Source organism: Actinokineospora spheciospongiae (assembly GCF_003182415.1).
GTDB lineage: Bacteria > Actinomycetota > Actinomycetes > Mycobacteriales > Pseudonocardiaceae > Actinokineospora > Actinokineospora spheciospongiae.
Genome location: NZ_QHCP01000001.1, coordinates 581,887 through 599,858 on the forward strand (window position 1 = coordinate 581,887; position 17,972 = coordinate 599,858).

General features: G+C 74.4%; 19 protein-coding genes. 7 read left to right on the forward strand and 12 right to left on the reverse strand.

The genetic code is table 11. The features are described 5' to 3' along the window. Positions 1 to 149: 149 nt before the first annotated feature. Positions 150 to 1,265: an amidohydrolase family protein gene (locus tag DFQ13_RS02490; RefSeq protein WP_052020833.1), complete on the reverse strand. Its 1,116-nt coding sequence runs from the start codon at positions 1,263 to 1,265 to the stop codon at positions 150 to 152. Between the two features lie 124 nt (positions 1,266 to 1,389). Between DFQ13_RS02490 and DFQ13_RS02495 the strand changes: the two genes are divergently transcribed. The 3 genes from DFQ13_RS02495 to DFQ13_RS33505 all read left to right on the forward strand — a co-directional run bounded on the left by DFQ13_RS02495 (position 1,390) and on the right by DFQ13_RS33505 (position 3,665). Then, the gene (locus DFQ13_RS02495; protein WP_052020832.1) at positions 1,390 to 1,911 is read left to right on the forward strand and encodes a DUF1360 domain-containing protein; all 522 of its coding nucleotides are present in this window, start codon (positions 1,390 to 1,392) and stop codon (positions 1,909 to 1,911) included. 141 nt (positions 1,912 to 2,052) lie between these two features. Next, entirely contained in the window at positions 2,053 to 2,997 is a 945-nt protein-coding gene (locus tag DFQ13_RS35745; RefSeq protein ID WP_063935906.1) for an MSMEG_6728 family protein, read from the forward strand. 239 nt (positions 2,998 to 3,236) lie between these two features. Continuing rightward, on the forward strand, positions 3,237 to 3,665 hold the full coding sequence (locus DFQ13_RS33505; protein ID WP_052020831.1) for a DUF6766 family protein: 429 nt from the start codon (positions 3,237 to 3,239) through the stop codon (positions 3,663 to 3,665). Between the two features lie 44 nt (positions 3,666 to 3,709). Here DFQ13_RS33505 and DFQ13_RS02510 read toward each other — a convergent pair whose 3' ends face one another. Beyond that, positions 3,710 to 5,320 carry an FAD-dependent oxidoreductase gene (locus tag DFQ13_RS02510; RefSeq protein ID WP_110078625.1) on the reverse strand — a complete coding sequence of 537 codons (1,611 nt, stop codon included), beginning with the start codon at positions 5,318 to 5,320 and terminating at the stop codon, positions 3,710 to 3,712. 98 nt (positions 5,321 to 5,418) lie between these two features. Here DFQ13_RS02510 and DFQ13_RS02515 point away from each other — a divergent pair, with 98 nt between their 5' ends. Next, positions 5,419 to 6,258 carry a carotenoid biosynthesis protein gene (locus tag DFQ13_RS02515; protein WP_052020829.1) on the forward strand — a complete coding sequence of 280 codons (840 nt, stop codon included), beginning with the start codon at positions 5,419 to 5,421 and terminating at the stop codon, positions 6,256 to 6,258. Next, positions 6,255 to 7,376: a glycosyltransferase gene (locus DFQ13_RS02520; protein WP_233438226.1), complete on the forward strand. Its 1,122-nt coding sequence runs from the start codon at positions 6,255 to 6,257 to the stop codon at positions 7,374 to 7,376. Before DFQ13_RS02515 ends, DFQ13_RS02520 begins: the two co-directional genes overlap by 4 nt. A 136-nt stretch (positions 7,377 to 7,512) precedes the next feature. On the opposite strand, the gene DFQ13_RS32915 is transcribed toward DFQ13_RS02520, so the two are convergent. Beyond that, on the reverse strand, positions 7,513 to 8,223 hold the full coding sequence (locus DFQ13_RS32915) for a CDP-alcohol phosphatidyltransferase family protein (protein WP_181399800.1): 711 nt from the start codon (positions 8,221 to 8,223) through the stop codon (positions 7,513 to 7,515). 78 nt (positions 8,224 to 8,301) lie between these two features. On the opposite strand from DFQ13_RS32915, the gene DFQ13_RS02530 reads away from it, so the two are divergent. Both DFQ13_RS02530 and DFQ13_RS02535 read left to right on the forward strand, forming a co-directional pair. Next, entirely contained in the window at positions 8,302 to 9,147 is an 846-nt protein-coding gene (locus tag DFQ13_RS02530) for a YhjD/YihY/BrkB family envelope integrity protein (protein ID WP_110078627.1), read from the forward strand. 41 nt (positions 9,148 to 9,188) lie between these two features. Further along, positions 9,189 to 10,235 (forward strand): DUF5914 domain-containing protein, encoded by a 1,047-nt coding sequence (locus DFQ13_RS02535; RefSeq protein ID WP_110078628.1) that lies wholly within the window; start codon positions 9,189 to 9,191, stop codon positions 10,233 to 10,235. Positions 10,236 to 10,379: 144 nt separating this feature from the next. Here DFQ13_RS02535 and DFQ13_RS34685 read toward each other — a convergent pair whose 3' ends face one another. From DFQ13_RS34685 to DFQ13_RS02575, 9 genes are all read right to left on the reverse strand, one after another. Continuing rightward, on the reverse strand, positions 10,380 to 11,246 hold the full coding sequence (locus DFQ13_RS34685) for a response regulator (RefSeq protein WP_146241047.1): 867 nt from the start codon (positions 11,244 to 11,246) through the stop codon (positions 10,380 to 10,382). A gap of 180 nt (positions 11,247 to 11,426) precedes the next feature. Then, complete coding sequence (locus DFQ13_RS34325) at positions 11,427 to 11,591, reverse strand: hypothetical protein (protein ID WP_219994229.1); 165 nt, start codon at positions 11,589 to 11,591, stop codon at positions 11,427 to 11,429. Continuing rightward, on the reverse strand, positions 11,549 to 12,268 hold the full coding sequence (locus tag DFQ13_RS02545) for a class I SAM-dependent methyltransferase (protein ID WP_110078816.1): 720 nt from the start codon (positions 12,266 to 12,268) through the stop codon (positions 11,549 to 11,551). The genes DFQ13_RS34325 and DFQ13_RS02545 overlap by 43 nt, the downstream gene beginning before the upstream one ends. A gap of 35 nt (positions 12,269 to 12,303) precedes the next feature. Beyond that, positions 12,304 to 13,266, reverse strand: a complete 963-nt coding sequence (locus DFQ13_RS02550; protein ID WP_110078630.1) for a phytoene/squalene synthase family protein — start codon at positions 13,264 to 13,266, stop codon at positions 12,304 to 12,306. Further along, complete coding sequence (gene crtI / locus DFQ13_RS02555) at positions 13,263 to 14,741, reverse strand: phytoene desaturase family protein (RefSeq protein ID WP_110078631.1); 1,479 nt, start codon at positions 14,739 to 14,741, stop codon at positions 13,263 to 13,265. Before crtI ends, DFQ13_RS02550 begins: the two co-directional genes overlap by 4 nt. A gap of 67 nt (positions 14,742 to 14,808) precedes the next feature. After that, positions 14,809 to 15,915 (reverse strand): polyprenyl synthetase family protein, encoded by a 1,107-nt coding sequence (locus DFQ13_RS02560; protein WP_110078632.1) that lies wholly within the window; start codon positions 15,913 to 15,915, stop codon positions 14,809 to 14,811. A 10-nt stretch (positions 15,916 to 15,925) separates the two neighbouring features. After that, positions 15,926 to 16,450, reverse strand: coding sequence for a hypothetical protein (locus DFQ13_RS02565; protein ID WP_110078633.1), 525 nt, complete (start codon positions 16,448 to 16,450; stop codon positions 15,926 to 15,928). A 95-nt stretch (positions 16,451 to 16,545) separates the two neighbouring features. Continuing rightward, positions 16,546 to 17,244 (reverse strand): methyltransferase, encoded by a 699-nt coding sequence (locus DFQ13_RS02570; protein ID WP_233438227.1) that lies wholly within the window; start codon positions 17,242 to 17,244, stop codon positions 16,546 to 16,548. Positions 17,245 to 17,444: 200 nt separating this feature from the next. Beyond that, a complete protein-coding gene (locus DFQ13_RS02575) occupies positions 17,445 to 17,954 on the reverse strand; it encodes a DUF2231 domain-containing protein (protein ID WP_110078635.1) in 510 nt (169 codons plus the stop codon). Between the last annotated feature and the right edge of the window lie 18 nt (positions 17,955 to 17,972).

The following is a 17,972-nucleotide window of genomic DNA, read 5'->3' on the forward strand; positions in this document are numbered from 1 at the left end:
CCGGGCTGGGATCGCCGGTGGTGCTCGATTTTCGCCAAGGCCCGACCACGACGAGTGGTCGGGCCTTGGCTATTCGGCTTGACCCCGGGGTTGGTCAGCTCTTGCCGTCAGTGGTCATCCCGGGGTTGGTCGGATCTCGCTGTCGGTGCTCACAACGCGGGCAGCGGGGGTCCGGGGGTTCGGGTCACGACGGTCGCGGCGGCCATCAGGTCCCAGCCCGCGGCGTAGGTGTTGTCGGTCTCGGCGTGGGCGTTGTGCTTCTCGAACCGGTCGAGCAGGGCCAGCACCGAGTCGGTCAGGTCGTGGTGGGGGTGGGTGGCGGGGACCCGGCAGCTGTGCCGGGCCAGGGGGAGGGTGTCGCCGGGGGACTCGCCGCGCTTCACCGCCTCGACGGCGGCGGCCAGGTAGACGTAGAGGCGTTCCAGGAGCGGGTCCAGCGGCGCCGGTCCACCCGGGGCCGGTCCGACGTCGAGCAGGTCCTCACCGGCGACGAGACGCGCAGCCTGCCCGCCGACCACGCAGGCGATCTGGTCCCGGTCGAGCCCCGAGTACAGCGCGCACCGGATCGTGGTGTGCACCGCCCACAACGGGGTGGCGTAGGGGATGTCGCTGCCGAGCAGGATGCGGCCGGGTGGAACCCGCGCGAACAGCGTCAGCAGGTCGCTGGGGCTCCACCACGAGGTGTCGAAGAGCAGGTTCGGGAACTCCACCACCCGCCCGGCGAGCCAGGCCAGGTCGGTCAGACCCGCGTGGGCGAGGACCACGCGCAGCTCCGGGCGTGCTGTGAGCAGGTCCACCAGCGCCTCGCCGAAGGGTTCGCTCTCCGGACCCGAGTGCACCACCACCGGCAACCGCTCCCGCTCGGCCAGGTCGAACACGCCGTCGAGCCGGTCGTCGAACAGGGAGAAGGAGTCGCTGGCCGGGTGCAGCTTGATGCCCCTGGCGCCCGCCCCGGTGCTCCGCTCGGCCTCCGCCACCGGGTCGTCGTCGGGGCGGAGGCGGCAGAACGGCACGAGTTCCGGGTGCGCCGCCGCAGCGGCGCGCACCGCCTCGTTCGCCGCGCGGTACCCGGAGGGCTCCGAGAGCGGGAAAACCGCCGCCCGGGCGCCCACCACACCGAGCGCACCGACCACGTCGTCCACGGTCGCGGTGAACCCACTGGGGTCGGCGTCACCCACATGGGTGTGAATGTCGAACACGAACAGGTCGGGAACGGCGTCGAGGAGCGCCTGCGCCCACGGCCGGAGCAAGTCATCGGCGTACACGCGCAGGTGGTACCCGCTGCCCGGCCTCCACACGCGAAAGTGCCCCGACGGGGACGCCGCACGCTTCCGGGCAGGGGAGCGCGCGCGTGGTGTCGGCGCGGTCGAAAGTGGGCATACCGGCCGGGTGAGCATCACCGACACCATCAAGACCAAAGCGCTGACGATCCGCGCGCGCTACGACAACGGCGATGACCGACCACTGGCGGGCTACCTGTCCGCACTCGGCACCTACGCCGCCACGGTCGGGGGACTGGTCTTGATCGGCCGGGGCACGGGCGCCCGGCTGCCGGAGCGCTATGCCGCGTCGGACATCGCGCTGTCCGCTGTCGCCGCGCATAAGGCGAGCAGGATGCTCACCAAGGACGCCATCATGAGCCCGCTGCGGGCGCCGCTGACGCGCTTCGAGGGGTCGGCGGGGGCGGGCGAGGTGAACGAGAGCGTCACCGCCCAAGGCCACAGCCACGCCATGGGTGAGCTGCTGACCTGCCCCTTCTGCGCCGCAGTCTGGGCCAGCACCGCGCTGCTGGGCGGGCTGGTCGTCGCCCCCAAGAGCGCCCGGCTCGTCGCGGTCGGCCTGACGGTCGTCACCGGCGCGGACCTGCTGCACCTCATCTACGACTGGCTGAAGCGCACCGCCGAGGGCTGACCGCGACAGATGGCCCGCGCCGAGCCACACCCCCGGTGCGGACCAACGCACCGAGAACGAGAGGACCACGCAGTGCGCCCCACCCCGCCACCACCCCGGCGTCACCCCGCCCCGGTCGCCCGGACCCGGACCTGACGGCCCGTGCAGACATTCCTCCCGCACCCCGACTTCACCGCCAGCGCCGCCACCCTCGACCGGGGCAGGCTCGGCAAGCAGAGGGTGGAAACGGTCCAGATCCTGCGCGCCCTCGTGTGGCCGGTCTACGGCTGGAAGAACCACCCGGCCGTGGCCATGTGGCGCGGTTTCACCCCCGCCCTGGCGCTCTACGGCCTGGCCGTGTGCGAGCGGTGGACCGCGCTGGGCCACGCCGATTCCGTCTCCGCCCAAGTGCTCGCCTTCACCGACGGCGAAGTGCCCGACCCGCACGACCTGGCGGCCACGGGCCAACTGCCCCCGTGGCTGGGCGACCCGGACCTGCACCGCAGCCACCAATCCGCACTGCTGCGCAAAGACCCGGCGCACTACCGCCCCCTGTTCGGTGACGACGTACCCGACGACCTGCCCTACAGTTGGCCGCTGCCCGCCTACCCGCGCTGGCCGGTGCGACGCGGCCACAGCGATCCCCTCACCACCCTCGCGGCGTCCGACCTGCTCGGGATCGACCCCGACCCGGCCGAGGCGGACCTCCTGTGGCGGGTGCAGGAGGGGGAAGCGGTGGTGCTGGGCGGGAACGACCCGGCGCGCAGGCGGTCGGTCGCCCTGCTGGCCGGGTTGTGCCTGCCCGGCCGCACCGCCTGGATCACCCCGGCCCCGCTGCCCGAACTCACGCCCCTGGACCTGACCGCTCTCCCGGACCCGCACCACGGCACCGGCAGGCAGCCCGACCCGGCGGCGCTGGCGGCGATGGCGGCGGAGAACGAGGTCGCGCCCGACGTCGTGTTCCTCCGCGCGGGAACCGCACCACCCCCCGACACCGGTCTGGTCGTGCGAGAGCAGCACAACGAACTGCACCTGGCGCGCCGGTCGCCGGACAGCCTGCCCCCGGCACCCGCGGGCAGGCGCCGCAGCCGGGTGGCCACGCGGTAGTGGCGGAAGGGCGGCGCCTGGCCCGGTGTGTGGTGGGCGCGCACGCGGGTTCTTCCCGATCCCGTGCCGGAGGCCGCCCACCGCGCCGATCGGAGGTGTCGTTCCCAGGGTGCCCCGCCGAGTCGATCCGGTCGAGTCAACCCGACCGGAGTTGGGTTGAGCATCGGGCGAACGGGTACGCCGCAGCATCAGTCCCGGCCGGATCGACGGCCGGGCCCGGCGTCCGTGGAGGTCTTCCCATGACTGCGGCAACCCATCGGGCGATCAGGCCCCCGTTCCGCAAGGCGTACTCGTTCGCCCTCATCACCGCGGCCCTGTTCCTGCTGTCCTGGGTTGGTCAGTTCGTCATGCAGATGATCGAGGTGGCCAACGACGCCGAGGAACACGGTGCCGTCTTCACCTGGGCGGAGTTCTTGCCGCAGTTCTTCTCGTCGACGTTCGAGAACTGGCAGTCGGAATTCCTGCAACTGGTGTGGCAGGCCATGGGGCTGGCCCTGCTGTACCACTGGGGTTCCTCGCAGTCGCGGGAAGGCGGCGACCGCGTGGAGGCCAAGTTGGATGCCCTGCTGGCCGACCGGGGCATCGACGCCACAGCCATCGACCTCGAAATCGCCCGGCGCGCGGGTGCTCCGACCGGTCGTCCGGAAGGGATTCCCGCCGAGCAGTGACGGCCGTGGGAGCGGTGTGACTGCTCGGCGAGGTCCGGGACTGATCAGGCCGTGGCCGTCCCGGGCGCCGCGTGGGCCTCGGCCGGGGTGCGCGAGCGGCGTCCCCGACGAGCCCCTTGGCGCAGCACCGACGAGCGCCCCCGATTGGGCACCGTCCACAGGTCGTGACCGTGCACGCCCCACCCGTCAAGCAGCGCATTCGCTGCCAGAAACCCGGTGGTGGCAGCCCGTTCCATCAACGCCACAGGCAGCTCCACCCGCACCAGATCCCCCGCGAGCACCACCGTGGGATCTGATGTGGACACAGCAGGTCGATCGGCGAAGGTCCCCGGAGCGAACAGCGGACAGTCATCCCGCAACACGTGCTCGGTGTGCACCGCCGTGGCACCACGCAGCTCCGGATACACCGCCTCAGCCTCAGCGAGCAGCGCAGGGACCACCTGATCCAGATCCGGGTCCCGCTCAAGCGCATAGGCGTGCAGCTCGACCACCGAGCCCCCAGTCCGCTCCCGCCACGCAGCCGACTCACCCTCGAAGCAGTCGAGCACGCTGATGTTGTCCAGGTAGCGGTACCCGCTGGTCCCCAGGAACGCGGCGCGGTCCAGGCGGGCCGGGCGGTCGAGCCAGAACCGGCTCACCAGGAACGGCGGCGCGGTGCGCAACCCGGCGATCCGCTGCCGCCACCCCGGGTCGCCCAGGTCGGTGGACCGCTCGACCAGCCCGCGCAGCCCGGCGGTGTCGGCGGCCAGCACCACCGCGTCGAACTCGCCGTCGAGCGCGGTCGAGGCCCGCACCCGGTGGCGGCGGTCCCGGCCGCGACCCACCGACTCCACCTCGACCCCCGTGCACACGGTGGCGCCCAGCCCGGTCAGGTACGCGCGCAGCGGGCCCCACAGCGTGATCGGGTACGGGTCGCTCGGCACGTCGAACAGCAGGCCCTCGCTGGAGCCCAGGAAGTAGATGTGGAACATGGTGGCCAGCTCCGCCGCCGACAGGGCGCCGGGGTGGGCGAAGAAGCTGCGGGAGAACACCTCGAACGCCAGGTGCCGCGCCGCCTCCGGGAAGGCGATGTCGCGCAGGAACGTGTCCGCGTCGACGGCGTCCAGCGCGTCGTAGATCCCCGGCACCGACACGTCGAACAGCTGCGCCGCCGCCGCGGGGTTCATCCGCACCAGGTCGCGTGCGGTGAAGGTCTCGCTGCGCAGCACGAACGACGCCACGTTCCACGGTGGGGTCAGCGGCAGACCGGCGAAGCTCTCCGCGGTCCCGTTGTCGTGGCGCAGCGGGTAGTCGGCGACCGGGCGCAGCATGGCCAGGTCCGGGTCCACCCGGCGCAGGAGCGCGCGCAGGTTGTAGTACTGGCGGAAGAAGGCGTGGAAACCGCGGGTCATGGTGGCGGGGGAGCCGTCGGCGTGGGTGCCGGTCCACCCGGTGACCCGGCCGCCGAGGTCCGGCTCGCGCTCCAGCAGGGTCACCGCCACCCCGCGCTCGGCCAGGCCCACCGCCACGCTGACCCCGGCGATCCCGCCGCCGACGACCGCGACCCTGGGCTGTCGGTCGAGGTGGCCGGTGTCCGGCCTGCCCGCGGGACCGGGAATCCTTGTGGCGGAACGATCCCGCCCCGGGGTCGACGACGAGGACCACAACGGCAGCATGTCCCAGAGTCTGGCGCAGCCGCGCACCCCCTGCCGGATGAACCGGCGGGCGGTCGGTCACCGTGCCGCGCGGCGGTCGGGCCCCTAGGCTCGACGCCATGTTCGTCTCGCGCGGCACCGGTCGGCCGCCCACCCCCGTCCGCGCGCGGGTCCTGCCCGTGGCGGCCGCGGTGCTGGGCGCGGCGTCGGTGCTGTGCCAGATCCTCTACTCCCGGACCGACCCCGGCCAGCGCATCCCGTGGACGATCCTCACGGTGGTGGCCTTCGCCGCCGCCTCCGTCCTCGACGCCGCCTCCCGGCAGGGCGCGCGGGGGGTGCTGGCGCTGCTCGGCCTCGCCGGGGTCGGCGGCCTCGCCGTGGAGGTGCTGGGCAGCCACACCGGGTTCCCGTTCGGCGAGTACGCCTACCGCGGCGACCTCGGGTGGTCGGTGGCGGGCGTGCCGCTGGTGGTGCCGCTGGCCTGGGTGATGATGGCCTGGCCCGCCCTGCTGGTCGGCCGCGCCCTGGTCGGGGGCCGCCGCTGGTGGGCGGTGGCGCTGGTGGGCGGCTGGGCGCTGGCGTCCTGGGACGTGTTCCTCGACCCGCAGATGGTCGACGCCGGGCACTGGTCCTGGGCCTCGCCGACGCCCGCGCTGCCGGGGGTCGAGGGCATCCCGCTGACCAACTTCGCCGGGTGGCTGGTGGTCGCGGTCACCATGATCGCGCTGCTGCACCGGTCGCTGCCGGAGCGCCCGACCGACCTCGACCTGCGGGTGGGGCCCGCGCCGCTGCTGTACCTGTGGACCTACGGGTCCTCGGTCTGGGCGCACGCGTTCTTCTTCGGCAGGCCGTGGGTCGCCCTGGTCGGCGGGGTGCTGATGGGCGCGGTCGCGCTCCCGTTCGCCCGGTCGGTGTGGCGGCAGGGGACCGCGCTCGCGGCTGCCCGGCGGCGCCGGTGAGGGCACCCTGGACCACCGCGGCCGCCGCCGTGGCCGTGGGCGGCGCCGTGCACTCGGTGGTCAACGCCAGGCTGATGCGCTCCGCGCCCACCGACCCGCCACCCTGCACCGAGCGCGTGTCGGTGCTGCTCCCGGTGCGCGACGAGGCCCACCGGGTCGAGCCGACGCTGCGCTCCCTGCTGGCCCAGCGCGGGGTCGCCGACCTGGAACTGCTGGTCCTGGACGACGGCTCCACCGACGGCACCGCCGACGTGGTCCGCGCGGTCTGCGGGGCCGACCCCCGGGTGCGCCTGCTGACCGGCACCCCGCCGCCCGAGGGCGTGCTGGGCAAGCCGAACGCCTGCGCCCAACTCGCCGCCGAGGCCACCGGGGACGTGCTGGTCTTCGTCGACGCCGACGTGGTCTTCACCGACCAGGCGATCGCGTCCGCGGTGTGGTCCCTGCGCTCGGCCGACCTGGACCTGGTCTCCCCGTTCCCCCGCCAACTCGCCGACGGCTGGGGGCCGAGGCTGGCGCAGCCGCTGTTGCCGTGGTCGCTGGTGGTGTCGCTGCCCATGCGCGTGGCCGAGAAGTCCACCCGCCCCTCGCTGGCGGCGGCCAACGGCCAGTTCCTCGTCGTCGACGCCACCGCCCTGCGCCGCTGCGGCGGCTGGGCATCGGTGTCCGACGCCGTCCTCGACGACATGGCCCTGGCCCGCCGGGTCCGGCTCAGCGGTGGTCGCACCGCGGCGGTCGACGGCAGCGCCGTCGCCGAGTGCCGGATGTACGAGGACTGGGCCCAACTCCGCGACGGCTACACCAAGTCCCTGTGGTCGGCCACCGGCTCACCCCTGGCCGCCGCGGTGTTCGCCGCCGTGTTCGGGTGGCTGTACCTGCTGCCGCCGGTCGCCGCGCTGTTCGGCTCCCGGGCCGGGTTGGTGGGCTACCTGGCGGCCGTGGCCAGCCGCGCCGTCGCCGCCCGCCGCACCGGCGGCCGGGTGTGGCCGGACGCCTGGGCCCACCCGGTCTCGGCGGGGGTGGTGCTGGTCCTCCTGCACCGCACCTGGCGCGGCAGGCGCGCGGGAACCCTGGAGTGGAAGGGCCGCCCGATCACCGGCCGACGACTGGCGGCGCGATGAGCAGCCCTCCGCCTCGCCCGAGCCGGGGTGGACCACACCGGGCGCCGATGATCCCGGCTGCCGTTCGGGCCGAGGTGCGCCGGGCCGAGTGGGCGCCGCGCCACACTGCCGCGTCGAGGGCCGTCGAGCCGCTTGATCAGCTCGGCTCGTCTGCCCGGGCGGGGGGCGAATCCTGTTCGGGCCAGGGCAGTCCGCGCAGGGCGGCGGTGATGCCGACCGCCAACTGGACCAAACCCACGGCCGAGACACCGAGCCACAGCACCACGCCCACCGCCGCCCACGACCACCCCAACCCCGGCGTCCCACCGGGGAACGCGCCCGCGCCCCCCGCGATCACCGCCGTCACGATGACGCGCGTCGGCCGTTCGGCCACCGTCACCACCCCCGCGCCAGTCATGCCCACCCCTTGGGCGCGCGCCCGGGCGTACTCGTGCACGAACACCGCCGCCGCGATCACCGCGCACCACACCGGGTCAGCGCCCAGCGCCAGCAGGACCGCCACGAAACCCAGGTCCCCCAGGCGATCGGCCACGGCGTCCACCACCGCCCCCAGCGGCCGGGCCCGGCCAGTGATCAACGCCACCGCCCCGTCGAGGCCGTCGAGCAGGCCGGTGAGGACCACCAGCGCCACCGCCACCAGCGGCCACCGCCCACCCTGGGCCGTCACCGCGACGGCGGCCCAGGCCGTCAGCACGCCCAGCGCGGACAGCACGTCCGGGGACACCCGCCGCAGCGGGTGGGCGCAGCGGTGCACCAGTCGCAGCCAGCCCACCGCCAGGGCGTTCCCGGAGACGTCCGTACCGTGCAACCGGGACCAACCCGCGACCGCTTCTTCGCGCTCGTTCACCCGTGTTCCTCCCCACCAAGACCGCCTCACCGTACGGCGTGGTGGTGGGGGCGCGCTGAGAACGGGTACGCACCGCCCATGACCGCCCCGGTGTTCCCCACCACCCGAGTGCTCGACCGGTCGCGCCGGGTCGTCCGCCACGCCCTGCGTACCCTGCGCGGGCGGGACCTGTCGCTGTGGACGGCCGGGTTGACGTTCTTCGCCTGCATCGCCGCGGTGCCGGTGCTGCTGCTCGCCCTGCGCGGGGCGGCCCTGCTCACCTCCGACCGGTTCACCGTGGATGGTGTCTCCGCGCTGGTCGATGCGCTGCCCGACGACCACGACGGCCGGGAGGGGTTGCGGGCGCTGGTGGAGGCGGCGCTGGGCAGTCCGTGGTGGGTGTTGCTCGTCGCGCTGCCGCCCGCCACCTTCTACGGGGAGGGGCTGCGCCGGGCCATGCGGCAGGTCGCCCACTCCCCGCCGGGGGCGCTCGTGGGGTGGAAGGGGCGGTTCGGCTTCCTGCCGATCGTGGTGCTGAGCCCGGTCCTGGCGGTGTTGCTGCTGGTCACCGCCCCGGCCGTCGCCCCGCTCTACACCGGGGGCGGTCTCGACCCGGTGTGGGCGGTGATCGCGACCTTCCACGTGGACTGGTTGGTGGTCTCGGTGTGCCTGTCGGTCGTGTATGTGGTGCACTCGCCTGCGGAACTCCCCGCGCTGACCGCGGTCGCCTGCGGGTTCGGGACGGGGGCGGTGGTGTCGGGTTTCCTGCACGGCTTCCTGCTGTTCCTGAGCTTCCCGCTCGACTGGTCGGTCCCGTTCGGGGGCATCGGCACGGCGGGGGAGGCGGTGGCCCTGGCGCTGTGGATGTACCTGCTGCACGTGCTGGTGCTCCTGGGGTACCGGGTCGCCCTCAGCGTGCGGGCGACGCGGCAGGCGGTGGAGTGAGATCGGCGGGACCGCGAGGTTCGACGGAGGAGGAACAGAGGATGTCCATGCTCGACGCGCTGCGCGACCGGTGGCCGGACGCGGTGCCGGTGCGCCCGCTGGCCCGGCGGTCCTGGTCCCGGCAGCACCCGACGTTCCGGGAGGCCAAGCCCGCCCTGATCGACGCCGCAGCCGCCCGCGCCGCCGCCCGCCCGTCGGGCAACTGGTTCGTCTTCGCCGCCAGCACCGACATCCGCCCCGACCGTCCCTTCGGGACCCACGTCGGCCCGGTCGAGCTGGTCGCCTGGCGCGCCGCCGACGGCGGTCTCGTGGTCGGCCCGGGCGCCTGCCCGCACCTGGGCGCGCCGCTGGCCGAGGGCAAGGTGGAGTGCGGCACGCTGCGGTGCCGCTGGCACGGGATGCCCCTGGACCGCGAGGGCGGCTTCGGCTGGAGCCCCCTACCGGCCCACGACGACGGCGTCCTGGTCTGGGTCCGGCTCGACCGGCTGGGCGGGGAGACCCCACTGCCCGCCCCCGTGCTGCCCGAACGCCCGGACCCCGCCGCCGCCATCGCGGCGGTGGCCACCGCCACGGGCACCTGCGAACCCGGCGACATCATCGCCAACCGGCTCGACCCCTGGCACGGCTCCTGGTTCCACCCGTACGCCTTCGCCCGCCTCACCGTCGAACACGCCCCCGGGCCGAACGTGGTCGAAGAAGCCGACGACCGATTCCTGGTGGACGTCACCTACCTGCTCGGCGCCCGCCTGGGCGTCCCGGTCCGTGCGGAGTTCCACTGCCCGGAACCCCGCACGGTCGTCATGCGCATCACCGCCGGGGAGGGCATCGGCAGCGTGGTCGAAACCCACGCCACCCCGCTGCCCGACGGCCCCGACGGCCGCGCCCGGACCTCGGTCACCGAAGCGGTCATCGCCACCTCAGACCGCCCCGGCTTCACCACCGCCACCCGCGTGGCCCCACTCCTGCGCCCCCTGATGCGCTGGGGCGCCGCCCGCCTCTGGCGCGACGACCTCGCCTACGCCGAGCGCCGCTACGCCCTGCGCACCACAACCGAACCAGCACCACAGCTGACCCGACACCACAGCTGACCCGACCGCGATCACCCCCAGTCCGGTCCGCACAGCAAGTCGACCACCCCGAAGCCGCCTGCCCGACCGCCGCACGCCGGACACCGCAGGAAGGACCGCACCGGCGGGCAAGGCCCTTCCTGGACGGTCAACCCCCAGCGGCGGTCAGCCGCAGTGGTCGTTCCACTCCGTGTGGCTGGAGCTCGCGATGCCGCCGCCCCAGTCGATGCACACGCCGGGTGCGGACACCCTCACGGGGCCCGCGTAGCTGGTGAAGCTGCCGGGGTCCTCGATCCACGTCGAGCTGCTGGACTTCTTGATCCACGCGTTCATGGGCACCGCCGCGCCTGACGAGTTGCGCACGGTGACCACGCAGTTCGTCGAACCGTTGTAGGTGAGGAAGACCGTCCCGCCGCTGACTCCGAACGAGTCGATCACCCTGTAGCCACCGCCGCAGGCACCGTTGTAGGACGCCGCCGACGCCGTGCCTGCCCCGACGACCAGCCCCATCAGGACAGTCGAGGAAGCGACCAGGACTGACGCCCACCGTCGTGTCCCCGTTCTGCGCTGCTTCGTCTTCTCGGTCAACAGCTCCAGCACCGCCTGCTCCCGCCCGGTCAGCAGCGGGAACGGCACCGGCGCCGTCACCACATCCGCCAAGTTGTTCGCGGCGGCGGGCGTGAGCACCGCCCAACCGGCCGCGACGCCGCGCACCGCGCTCGCGATGGCCACGGGTGGTGTGTCACGCCCCAGGAACCCCCTGACCCCGTACCGCAGCGCGGCCGAGACCGTCACCGGGTCATCACGGGAGCTGAACACCAGTACGGCCACGCCGGGCAGCGCGGCGATGACGGCACTGACCACCGCGGCGTCGGGCGGCAACCCGAGCAGCACGACATCCGGGCGATGCGCCCGCACCGCCGCCACCAACTCCGCCAGGTCACCCGCCTCCGCGACCACGAGGTCATCGCCGAGCGCCGCCCGCAGTCCGACGCGCACCACCGCGTGGGCATCGGCCACCACGACTCTCACGTCTGCGGGCAACACGGCTCGCAGAGGCGAGAGAGGCTCGACGGAAGAGGCGGGCACAACACGAGTGTTCCGGTAGGTCGTACCGTTGCGCCGTGAAATCAGGTGCCACCACCTGAACAGCCCAACAACCGTTGAGCCACCCGGGGAATTTGTCCCCGTCCGGAGGAGTCGAGGGGTCAGTCAGTGGGAGAACAGCGACTCCGCCGGGTCGGTCAGGCTCGCGTCGACGCCGTTGCCCGCGGTGTGGTCGCGTTCTTCGTTGTGGGCCCAGTCGTCGACCGCCTGACCAAGCAGCCGGGTGCTCAGGGCCGAGCGACGAAGGTGTACTCGATCCCCTTCTGCCACCCCCCGGCGCTGGTCGCGTGCACCTCCCCGAACCCCGCCCGCCGCAACCGCCCAGCCAGCCCCGCGGCATCGTCGAACTCGTTCACACTCCGCCACAGGTGCCGGTACAGCGTCGCGTCACCCCCGCGCACCCGCCCCATCGGGATGATCACCGCCCAGCACACCGCGTTCCACCGCACCCGGGCCGCCGCGTCCGCCCCGCGCACGTACTCGTGCACCCCGAGCACACCCCCCGCGTGCAGCAGCCCGCGCAACGTCACCAGCGCCGCGTCCGGGTCGGCCAGGTTGCGCAGCAGGTAAGCCGCGAACACCGCGTCGAACGTCCCCGAGATCGGCGCGTCCGGCAGGTCCTCGACGCTGGAGTGCACGAAGCTCACCGTGTCCGGCCAGTCCTTCTTCCGCGCCTCGGCCAGCATCTCGCCCGACGCGTCGACCCCGACGATCTCCGCCTGGGGAGCGGCGCGCAGCAGCGCCGCGGTCGAAGCGCCGGTGCCGCAGCCGACGTCGAGGATCCGCAGGCCCGCGCCGCCGTCGGGCAGGCCCAGTGCCTCGGCGGAGGCCAGCAGGTGTTCGTGGTAACCGGGGTTGCTGCCCACGAGCCGGTCGTAGGTGCCCGCGGCGGCGTCGAACGCCCCCGGCACCTCGGCGTGGGTCAGCGGACTGCGTGAGCGGCTCATCGACAACTCCTGGTTCTCGGTTCGGGGGTTCGCCATCAGGCCGTGTCCAGCCGCGGTGACACGCCCGGCCTGCCCGCTCCCTGGCGGGCCCACCAGGCCCGGGCCAGGGCCGTGCCCGCCACCCGGGCCCGCTGCGGTCGGGGCACGGTGGCGCGGGCGGCGAAGACGTCGTGGTCCTGCTCGGCGATGCGGTCGAGGATGCCGGAGTACAGCACCAGCGCGGTGTCCACGCACGGCCGCGACACCGGGTCCAGCATCGGGATGCCCGCCGCGGCCACCCGGTAGACGTCGCGGATCACCGCTGACTGGTGGATGACCGCGCGGCGCACCGCGTCGTCGGTGCGGCCCCGGTCGCGGCACCAGAGCAGTCGGTCGCGGTCCACGCCGAACGACGCCAGTTCGTCGGCGGGCAGGTACACCCGGCCGCGGTCGAGGTCCTCGCTGACGTCGCGCAGGAAGTTGGTGAGCTGGAACGCCTCGCCCAGGGCCGCCGCGTGCGGGGCGGCCTCCTCGCGGGGGACGACCGTGCCCAGCACCGGCAGCACCTGCAACCCGATGACCTCCGCCGAGCCGTGCACGTACTCGGCCAGCGCGGCCCGGTTCGGGTAGTCGGTGACGTGCAGGTCCATCCGCATGGAGTGCAGGAACGCGGTGAACAGCCGGGCTTCGAGCCGGTGGCGGCGGGCGGTGTCGGCCACCGCGGCCACCACCGGGTGCGCGGAGGTGCCGCTCGCCAACCCCTCGGTGATCAGGTCGGCGGCGGCGTCGAGGTCGCGGGCCGGGTCCACCGGGCCGGGGCCGGGTTCGTCCACCAGGTCGTCGGTCCACCTGGCGAAGCCGTAGAGGGCGTGCACCGCCGAGCGCCGGTCGCGCGGCAGCAGCCGGGTGGCCAGGAAGTAGGTGCGCCCGTGGCGGGCGTTGAGCGCCCGGCAGCGCCGGTAGGCCAGGCGCAGCGACTCGTCGGTGATGCCCGCGGCGTCGAGTTCGCGCGCGCTCATCGGGGACCGGTGACCCGGTCGGCGGCGAGCCTCCCCGACACCAGGGCGGTGGGCACGCCCACCCCCGGCACCGTGCCCGACCCGGCGAGCACCGCGTTCTCGCTGTGGCGGGGGAAGTTCGACGGGCGGAACGGCCCGGTCTGGGTCAGCGAGTGGGCGTAGCTGAACGGCGTGCCCGCGGTCAGGCCCCTGGCCGCCCAGTCGGTGGGCGTGACCGTGTGCACCGCCTCCACCGAGGCGGCCAGCCCGGGGAAGAGCCTGCGCTCGGCCACGGACACCACCTCCTCGACGTAGGCCTTGCCGTCGCGTTCCCAGTCCACCCGTCCCACCTCCAGGTTCGGCACCGGCGCCAGCAGGTACAGCAGGTCGCGGTCCGGGGGCGCCAGCCCGGGGTCGGACGCGGTCGGCCGGGTGATCAGCAGCGACGGGTCGCTCATCGTGGTGCCCCGGCGGATGATCTCGTCGAAGGTGCCGCGCCAGGCCCCGCCGAAGGACAGCGAGTGGTGCGCGGTGTCCGGCCAGCGCGCCGTGGTCCCCAGGTGCACCACCACCGCCGACGGCGACGACCGCAGCCGGGTCGGCCTGCGCGGTGCCCGGCCGAGCAGCCGGTAGGCGGTGTTCGGCTCGGTGGCCAGCACCACCGCGTCGCACTCGAACCGCTCGCCCGCCGCGGTCCGCACCGCGGTGACCCGGTCGCCGCGCCGCTCCAGGTGGTCGACCTCGCTGCCGTAGTGGTACCGCACCCCGGCGCTCACCCCGGCGGCGGCCAGCGCGTCCGGGACCGCCCGCATCCCGCCGCGCGGGAAGTGCACGCCCGCCACGGTGTCCATGTAGGCGATGACCCCGTAGACCCCGAGCGCGCGGTGCGGGGATTCGCCCGCGTAGAGGGACTGGAAGCTGAACACCCGCCGCAGCCGCTCGTCGGTCAGGAACCGGCCGACCGCCCGCTCCAGGCTGCCGAACCCGCCCATCGCCACCAGCCGGGCCAGCGTCGGGGTCACCAGCGACAGCGGCGAGTCGAAGTTGGCCGCGATGAAGCGGTCGTACTCCACCTCGTAGAGCCTGCGCAGCCACCGCCGCAGCCGCAGGTACCCCATGGCCTCCCCGGGACCGGCGAAGGCGCGCACCGCCTCGGTCATGGCGGCCTCGTCGCTGTGCACGTCCAGCCGCGAGCCGTCGGCGAAGTGCGCCCGGTAGGCCGGGGTCAGCGGCAGCAGGTCGAGCCGGTCGCGCACCGACTCGCCCACCGCCGCGAACGTCTCGTCGAGGATGTCGGGCATCGTCAGCACGGTGGGCCCGGTGTCCACCCGGTACCCGTCCACGTCGTGCCGCCCGGCCAGGCCGCCGGGCACCCGGTCGCGTTCGAGCACCGTCACTTCCCGACCGCGCCCGGCCAGGTGCAGCGCGGCGGACAGCCCGGAGAGCCCGGCCCCGACCACCACGACCCGATCGGTCCTGCCGTTCACCGCGCGCATGTGCCGTCCCCCATCGCCTTGTTCCCCGCTGTGCCGGTGGGACCGGTGCCGGTCCGGTCGACCGTGCTCACCGGCCGCGCTCGCCGCACGCGAGCGCCAGACCGGTCAGGTGGTCGCGGGCCACCACCGGGATCGGTGCGGCGGCCAGCGCGGCCACCCCCCGGTGCAGCCGCTCGTCGATGAGCCGCTCGACCTCCGCGCGGGCCCCGGTGCCCTCGATCAGCCGCACCCAGCGCCGCAGCTCGGCCTCGTCGGCCGACGCGCCGCCGCGCAGCCCGTCCAGTTCGCGGCGCTGCGCCGGGGTCGCCAGGTCGCGGGCCACGACGACCACGCTGGTGGCCTTGCCCGCCCGCAGGTCGTCGCCGAGGGGCTTGCCGGTGGTGGCCGGGTCGCCGAACACGCCGAGCAGGTCGTCGCGCAGCTGGAACGCCTCGCCGATCGCGTCGCCGTACTCGCCCAGCGCGCCGATGACCTCCTGGTCGCAGCCCGCCAGCTCCGCGCCCAGCTCCAGCGGCCTGCGCACCGTGTAGTGCCCGGACTTGGCCCGCGCCACGGCCAGCACCTCGCCCAGCGACGGCTCCTCGGCCACCTGGTTCACCAGGTCCCGGAACTGGCCCACGGCCAGTTCCGCGCGCAGCCAGTCGTAGCGGGGCAGCGCCCTGCTGACCGCGTCGGCGGGCAGCCCGCTCTCGCGCAGCATCTGCGCCGCCCACACCAGGCACAGGTCCGCCGCCAGCACCGCCGCCGACTCGCCGAACCGCTCCGCCGACCCGGTCAGGCCGCAGCGGCGGTGCCAGTCGGCGAAGCGCACGTGCGCGGCGGGCCTGCCCCGGCGGGTGGCCGACTCGTCCATGACGTCGTCCTGGATCAGCGCGAAGCAGTGCAGCAGCTCGGCGCTGGCCGCGGCCCGCAGCGCGGCAGGCGTCTCCGCCGCCCCGCACAGCCAGCCCGCCAGCACGAACGTCGACCGCAGGTACTTGCCCCGGCCGACGAAGTCGGTCAGCACCCGGCCGATCACCTCGGTCTCCGGGGTGAGGTGCTCGGCGGCCCGGCGGACGACGAAGTCGCGGACGTGGTCGGCGGCCTCCGCCCGGATCCGGCGGTGCCACCCGGGGAAATCCTCGTGCGCGGACCTGTGGACCGCCCTCGGTGCCGCCTCGCCGGTGAACCTCACAGAACCTCCGTCATGACCTGGTGCCGGTGCCCGCCGCGGTGCCGACCTCGCGCGCCTCGATGTGCTGGCGGAGCATCCGGGTCAACCCCCTCGGGTCGTCGACCCCGACCACAATCGTGCGGGGTCCGCGCCCTCCCCGCACGCCGTGGCGGAAGCGCACGCACACCACGTGGTCGCGGCCACACACCGCGGCGAACAGCGCGGCGGCCACGGCGGCGGGGCCGCGCGGGCGCCCGCCCACCTCGGCCAGCAGCTCGCACGGCCTGCTCAGCCGCCAGGGACCCAGTCGCACCAGGACGCGGCGGTCGTCCACCTCCACCCGCACCGCGCGCCCGGACAGCCCCAGCGCGCGGCCGAGGGCCGTCGTCGGGATCATGGCGAAGCGACCGCGGTGCGCCCGGTCGGGCTCCCCGAGGTCGCCGACCGGCCCGAGCCAACCCAGGTCGACTCCCCGCCCCACCGCGTCGAACCCCGGGGCGCCGCCCGCGCCGCCGCGGTGCGGCGCACCCGGGGTGCGCTCGGTCCGTGAACCCATGCCCCGGTATACCCAGCGGGGATGGGGCAAACGACAACATTCCGGGCGTGGCGCCGATCATCGACCCATTGGGGTGCGGGGCGTGCCCGATCGGGTCACGCCACGCGGTCGGCGCGCAGCACCGTGACGACCTCGGTGTCCTCGTCCGGTCCGAGCAGGCCGCGCTCGCGCAGGTAGGGCGCCCGTTCGCGCATGACCGGGCCGAAGGGCACCCTGGTCCGGGAGACGACCTCCGCGCGCAGCCCGCCCGCCTGGAGCTGGCTCAGCGAGCGGGGCACGTCGGCGACCTCGGAGTGGACCAGCAGCAGGAAACCACCCGGCCGCAGCAGCCCGGCCGCGGCGGGGCACAGCTCGTCGAGCACCGCCCGCCCGTCCGGACCCGCGTCCCAGGCCCGGGTCGACGGGGTGGTGGGCCTCGGGCACGGCACGTAGGGCGGGTTGGCCACCACCACGTCGTAGGGCCCCGACCTGAGCACGCTGGACACGCCGCCGCGGCGCACCCGCACCGGGGCGCGGTTCAGCACGCCGTTGAGCCAGGCCGCGGCCAGCGCGCGCCGGGAGAGGTCCACGGCGGTGACCGACCCCGCGCCCGCCTTGGCGGCGGCCACGGCCTGCGCGCCGGTCCCGGTGCACAGGTCCAGGACCCGGGCGCCGGGGCGCACCCCCGCAGCGGCGATCGCGCGGGTCAACAACCTGGTGTCCTCCTGCGGCCGGTACACACCGGGCAGCCGCAACACCGCCGTGGGAAGACCCTCCGGCTCAAGCTCGTCGGGGGTGAGATCCATTGTGGTCATGGCCGTCTCCTCTTTCGTCGCCCGGCGCTGTTTACCCCGCAACGACGCTGAGAAACACCCGTGTAACACCTCTCTCGACACGGGTGCGACGCAGGTCCGATTCCACACAGGACATTCGAGGGTCGGACCACCGGAACCGGGATCGCGCAACGTGGGGAAGCCCACTCCTCGCGCTGTGCGGGACGCGGCCGGGCGTGTTATCAGCTCTCCCGGCGGACGCCCGCGCCCAGCGCGTAGGCCAGGTGCCCGCCGAGGGCGCCACCCGCGCTCATCGCGGTCAGGCCCAGCACCGACCAGGTCACCCCGGCCTTGCGGGCACCGCGCCGCCGCGCCCGGTACGACGCCAGGAAGCAGGCGGTGGCCGTCGCGTTGGTCAGCGCGTGCAGCGCCCCCACCCGCCTGCCGCGCGGGTCGGTGACCGTGGCCAGTTCCACCAGCCCGGTCAGCACGGCGACGGGGGTGGCCGCGAGCCCGATGCCCACCAGCTTGCGGGCCGTGTCGTCGTCGTGCAGCAGGAAGTCGGCGACCGCCGCTGCCGTCCACGTGCCCACCGGCAGCGTGATGAGGATCGGGTGCACCGGGTGCCCGAGGAACCGCCCGCGCAGCGCCGCCTCCACCGCCTCGGGCAGCCGAACCCGGCCGAGCACGTCGGCCACGCGGTCCAACGCCCGCACCGATTCCACCGAGGACAGCAGATCACGAGTCGCCATGGCCCCCGACTACCCGTT